The organism is Ideonella azotifigens (assembly GCF_006519715.1).
Classification (GTDB): Bacteria; Pseudomonadota; Gammaproteobacteria; order Burkholderiales; family Burkholderiaceae_C; genus Ideonella; species Ideonella azotifigens.
The window spans coordinates 1-4,908 of record NZ_VIDT01000426.1 but is presented as its reverse complement, the minus strand read 5'-3'; the positions used below and the strand labels follow the sequence as shown (position 1 = coordinate 4,908).

6 protein-coding genes are annotated in these 4,908 nt (G+C 67.3%); 4 read left to right on the top strand and 2 right to left on the bottom strand.

Annotation, left to right across the window (positions count from 1 at the left end):
* Positions 1-106: 106 nt before the first annotated feature.
* Positions 107-1,057, bottom strand: a complete 951-nt coding sequence (locus FKP22_RS21025; RefSeq protein ID WP_211361497.1) for an ABC transporter substrate-binding protein — start codon at positions 1,055-1,057, stop codon at positions 107-109.
* Between the two features lie 312 nt (positions 1,058-1,369).
* Between FKP22_RS21025 and FKP22_RS21020 the strand changes: the two genes are divergently transcribed.
* From FKP22_RS21020 to FKP22_RS21005, 4 genes are all read left to right on the top strand, one after another.
* Positions 1,370-2,344, top strand: a complete 975-nt coding sequence (locus FKP22_RS21020) for an aliphatic sulfonate ABC transporter substrate-binding protein (RefSeq protein WP_141289644.1) — start codon at positions 1,370-1,372, stop codon at positions 2,342-2,344.
* Between the two features lie 76 nt (positions 2,345-2,420).
* A complete protein-coding gene (locus FKP22_RS21015) occupies positions 2,421-2,648 on the top strand; it encodes an AbrB/MazE/SpoVT family DNA-binding domain-containing protein (RefSeq protein ID WP_141289643.1) in 228 nt (75 codons plus the stop codon).
* 64 nt (positions 2,649-2,712) lie between these two features.
* Positions 2,713-3,117, top strand: a complete 405-nt coding sequence (locus FKP22_RS21010) for a type II toxin-antitoxin system VapC family toxin (protein WP_141289642.1) — start codon at positions 2,713-2,715, stop codon at positions 3,115-3,117.
* Between the two features lie 260 nt (positions 3,118-3,377).
* Positions 3,378-4,430, top strand: coding sequence for a serine hydrolase domain-containing protein (locus FKP22_RS21005; protein WP_141289641.1), 1,053 nt, complete (start codon positions 3,378-3,380; stop codon positions 4,428-4,430).
* Here FKP22_RS21005 and FKP22_RS21000 read toward each other — a convergent pair.
* The coding region (locus tag FKP22_RS21000; protein WP_141289640.1) for a beta/alpha barrel domain-containing protein at positions 4,408-4,908 on the bottom strand (501 nt) is incomplete at its 5' end. The two genes, FKP22_RS21005 and FKP22_RS21000, sit on opposite strands and share 23 nt — an antisense overlap.

Below are 4,908 nucleotides of genomic sequence, written 5' to 3'. Positions count from 1 at the left end.
AGGGAGGTCGGCTTCGCGGGCGTGGCCGAAGCGGCCGTCGAAGAGGTGCCTGAAGGCCCCGGCAGGCCATAGAACTGATCCAACATGCGCAGCAGTGCCATGGCGCTCAGCCCAGTGCGTTGTAGTAGACGTGCTGCGCGAAGCGGGCCGGGTCGGTGCTCTGCTTGAGCACGCCGACCGAGCGGAAGTCGTTGGCGTAGAACTCGATTTCCTTTTGCAGGTCCTGCGCCACCGGATGGTGGCGGTGCGTCAGCGTGCCCAGCAGCTTGCGCAGGTCTTCGGCAGCGACGTTGGGCGCGTGCTTGTGGAAGATCTCGGCGGTCTCGTTCGGGTTGTCGGCCACGAAGTCCGAGGCCTGCACGATGGCCCGCACCAGGCCGGCCACCACCGGCTTCTCCTTGCGCACCAGCTCGCCGCGGGCGCCGATGATGCAGCAGGTCTTGTCGGCGTATTCGCCCGAGAGGTTGGTGGCCAGCTCGGTGTAGATGCCGGGCGAGCGTTTCTCCAACAGGTAGAGGTTGGGGTCGCCGTCGGCAATCGCCTGGATCTCGCCCTTGTCCACCGCCACGCCCAAGAGGTCGGCCGGGTACTGGCGCCAGTTCACGTCGCGCTCGGCGTCGATGCCGTTCTTGGCCAGCAGGATGGCGAAGAAGTTCTTGCCGGGGCTGGCCAGGTCGCTCACGCCGATGGTCTTGCCCTTGAGCTTCTTCAGGTCGGTGACGCCAGCGGTCTTCGCGCCGATCAAGCGCACGCAGCCGCCGTGCGAGCTGCCGACGATCTTCACGTCGAAGCCGGCCTCCAGCGGTTTCAGCCAGCGGTGGATCATGCCGACCGCGGCGTCTGCCTTGCCAGTGGCCAGCGACTCCAGCAACTGATCGGTCGAGCCGGTGTAGTTGACCAGCTCCACCTGCAGACCGTTGCGCTCGAAGTAGCCGCGCTCCAGCGCCACCAGCACGGGCGAGAGGCAGAAGGCGTTGGCGTTCCACGCGAAGGTCAGCTTGCGCGGTGCGCTCCAGGCGTGGCGGCTCAGCAACCCCAGCGAAGCGGCAGCCGCCATCGCGGTGCCGCCGCCGATCAGGCGCCGGCGCGGCAGCGTGACAAGGCCGGGTTTGGGTTCGACTGGGTTCACGGGCACTCCCTGCAGGTCATTGAAACAGTGCATGAAGTTAACCAATGATCATGCCGATTGGAAATGATGATGCGACGCTTGGATATGCGTTTCGGCGCGGTCACTGGCTCGCTTCCCTCGTGGCTGCGCCCTGTCCGCTCGGTGGCGGCATATCGATCTGACGATTGGTTCGTTCGGCCGCCGCCTGCGCGCACCTAGGCTGGCGCGCTGTTTGTTGTTCGCCGCTGTTGCCGAGGTGCCATGTCCCACGATTCCCCTGCCCTGTCCCGTCGCCAACTGCTGCAGGCCGCCGGGCTTGCGGCATTGCCACTGGCCTCATTGCCAACACTGGCGGCCGAGCCCGAGAAGCTGCGCATCGGCTACCAGAAGTCGTCCACGCTGACGATCTTCCTGAAGTCGCGCAACACGCTGGAGCAGGCGCTGGCCGCGCAGAACGTGCAAGTCTCGTGGCACGAGTTCAGCTCCGGTCTGCCGCTGCTGGAAGCGCTGAACGTCGGCGCCATCGACCTCAGTGCGGATGTGGCCGATGCGGTGCCACCGTTCGCGCTGGCCGCCGGCGCGAAGCTGACGTATTACGCGATCGAAACGCCCTCGCCCACCGCGCAGGCCATCGTCGTGAAGAAGGATTCGCCGCTGACCAGCGTGGCCCAGCTGAAGGGCCAGAAGGTGGCTTTCGCCAAGGGGGCGGGCGCACACTTCCTGCTGCTCGAAGCCCTGTCCCAGGCCGGGCTGACGTTCAAGGACATCGAGCCGGCCTACCTCAGCCCGGCCGACGGCCGCGCCGCGTTCGAAAACGGCAGCGTCGCCGCCTGGGTCGTGTGGGACCCGTTCCTCGCCGCAGTGCAGCGCCAGTCCGGCGCCAAGGTGCTGGTCGACGGCACCAGGCTCTCCAGCTACCGCCGCTTCTACCTCGCCGCCACGCCCTTCGCCCAGCGCCGTCCCGACGTGCTCGCCGCCGTTTACCGCGAGCTGCAGCGCGCCGGCGACTGGATCAAGCAGAACCCCAAGCCAGCCGCCGAATGGCAGGGCCCGCTGATCGGCCTGGACGCCGCCACGGTAGAGGCCGCCAACCTCCGCCGCAGCTACAAGGTCCAGCCCGTGGACGCCGAATCCCTCGCCGAACAACAACGCATCGCCGATGCGTTCACGCAGGCACAGGTGCTGCCGCGCAAGGTCAGCATTGCGGAGTCGCCGGTGTGGCGGCCGGCGGCCTGACACCGGTTGAAGCACGCTTGCTTCACTCGGCCATCGGTATTACGATGTTTGATAACGTAATACCGGGAGGCACGCAGTGGCCGAGCCAACAACGTTGACCAGCAAAGGGCAAGTCACGGTGCCGCGGGAGATCCGCGAGCGGCTGGGCCTGCGTTCCGGGGACAAGATGATCTTCACGCTGCTAAGCGATGGCACGGTCGTCATGCGGCCCAAGAATCGCAGCGTCGCCGACGTGGCCGGCCTGCTGCAGCGGCCGGGGCAGCCGACCGTTGCCGTGGAGGACATGAACCCGTTCAAGGCATGAGCGCCACTGCACGGTCTGCTGCTGCGTACCTCTTGGCGGAACCTGCGAAGCGGGGCTTGTACCTGTGAGTGTCGCGATCAATACCAACGTGCTGGTGCGCTTGCTGGTTCGCGATGACGAAGTGCAGTTTGCGGCCGCACTGCGGCTGGTGACGGCCGAAGCCGCCGCCGGCACGCCGGTTCTGATCCTGCTGTGCACGCTGCTGGAAACCGAGTGGGTGCTGCGCAGTCGCATGAAGCTGGATCGTGTGGTCATCGCCGACGTCTTCGTCAAGTTGCTCGAATCGACCGATTTCAGCTTCGAGCATGTGCCCACCGTGGAGGAAGCGCTGTACCTGTGGAGCCATCATGCATCAGCTGACTTCGCGAATTGCCTGCAGAAAGCCCGCGCCGCACAACTCGGCCGGCTGCAGTTCATGACCTTCGACGTGGGCGCTTCCAAGCTGCCCGGCGCTCTGCTGTTGCGGTGAAGGCGAGGCCACTCCAAAACGCTCGCAGGTGTAGATCGCCGGGTCGCTGAGCACCGCGAACATCGCTTCGGCGTGCTCAGCAGTCCGCGGTTCCAGCATGAGCTTGGCGCTGGTGACGGTGCGCATCTAGGGCGCCGGGAACGAGGGTGGCTGCATGTCGCGAATGCGAAAGGCGGGCTTGCCCGGAGGCGTCATCGAAACGCGCCATGATGCCTGCTCGGACGGCGCCCCGCCGTCCGGCTTACAGGAACGGGTGAGCGATGCGCTGGAACAGGGTGATCAAGGCAGCTGCTGCGGCAGCACTGTGGCTGGACCTGGCGGGGTGCCAGAGCGTGCCGCCGGAAGCGCCGCTGCTGGCCCAGGTGCTGCAGCGCTGGGATGAAGAGCCGCACCACGACCTGCGCAGCGTGGTCGTGATGCACCAGGGCCGCATCGTCGCCGAGCGGTATTTCAACGGCGAGACGGCGGAGACGCTGCATGACGTGCGCTCGGCCGGCAAGAGCGTGACCTCGCTGCTGGTGGCGATGGCGGTGGACCAAGGGAAGATTCGCAGCCTGGCCGATCCGGTGCAAGCCTACTGGACGGCGGCCAAGGGCAGTGCGATTGGCGACGTGGCGTTGAGCGATGTGCTGACGATGCGCTCGGGCCTCGCAGCCTTTGACGAGGACCCGGTCTCAGCTGGCCAGGAGGACAAGCTGGACGATGCCGCCGACCCGCTGGGCTTTGCGTTGGGCGTGCCGCGTGCAGACCCACCGGGGACGGTCTATCGCTACAACTCCTTGACGGCGTATGTCGCAGGGCTGGTCGTCGAACAGGCGAGCGGCCTGCCCTTGCGGGACTTCGCGCGGGTGAACCTGTTCGAACCGCTGGGCATTCGGCAGTGGCGCTGGGATGCCGATGTGGCGGGCCACACCAAGGGCCAGGGCAACCTGTGGCTGACCGCCCGCGGCATGGCGGCGCTGGGTGAGCTGGTGCGCAACAAGGGCGAGTACCAGGGCCGGCGTGTGATCAGCGAGGACGGCGTCGCGCAGATGCTGCAGCCGCGCGTTGCCATCTCGACGGTCGACCCGTATGCCGATGGCTACGGCTACTTCTGGTACTTCAAGGCCATGCCCGTGGGCGAGCGGCGGCTGCCGGTGTGGTTCGCCTCGGGCAATGGCGGCAACAAGGTCTACGTGCTGCCGGAGCAGGCGCTGGTGGTGACGGTGGCCTCCAGCGCCTACGGGCGCGGCTACGGCCAGCGGCGCTCGCAGGAGATCCTGCACGCCGTGTTGACCGCCCTGCCCGAGCTCAGCGGCCCCAGGCCTCGATGAAGGCTTTGGCGGAGGCGGCCAGGGCTTCCAGCGAGGTGTCTGGCTTGAAGAGGGCGCCGCCAATGCCAAAGCCGGTGGCGCCAGCCTTGCGCCAGCCGGCCAGGCTTTCCGGCGTGATGCCACCGACGGGCCAGAGTGCGGTGCCGGGCGGCAGGATGCTGGCGATGGCCTGCAAGCCGGCGGGCGGCATGGCTTCTGCCGGGAAGATCTTCAGTGCGTAGGCACCGGCGCGCAGTGCGGCATAGGCCTCGCTGGCCGTGAAGATGCCGGGCACGCTGTAGCAGCCCAGTTCCACGGCGCGGGTCACGACCGCGGCATCGAAGTGCGGCGAGACCATCAGCCGGGCGCCGGTGGCGGCCACGGCTTCTACCTGGGCCACCGTGGTCACCGTGCCCGCGCCGACGCAGGTACCGGCCGGCTTCATGGCCTGCAGCAGCGAGATGGCTTCCAGCGCACCGGGGCGGTTCAGCGGCACTTT

Excerpts from the sequence above, each read along its gene's own strand:
- FKP22_RS21025 (WP_211361497.1), bottom strand. The coding sequence starts at position 1,057 with ATGGCGGCTGCCGCTTCGCTGGGGTTGCTGAGCCGCCACGCCTGGAGC.
- FKP22_RS21005 (WP_141289641.1), top strand. The coding sequence starts at position 3,378 with ATGCGCTGGAACAGGGTGATCAAGGCAGCTGCTGCGGCAGCACTGTGG.
- FKP22_RS21020 (WP_141289644.1), top strand. The coding sequence starts at position 1,370 with ATGTCCCACGATTCCCCTGCCCTGTCCCGTCGCCAACTGCTGCAGGCC.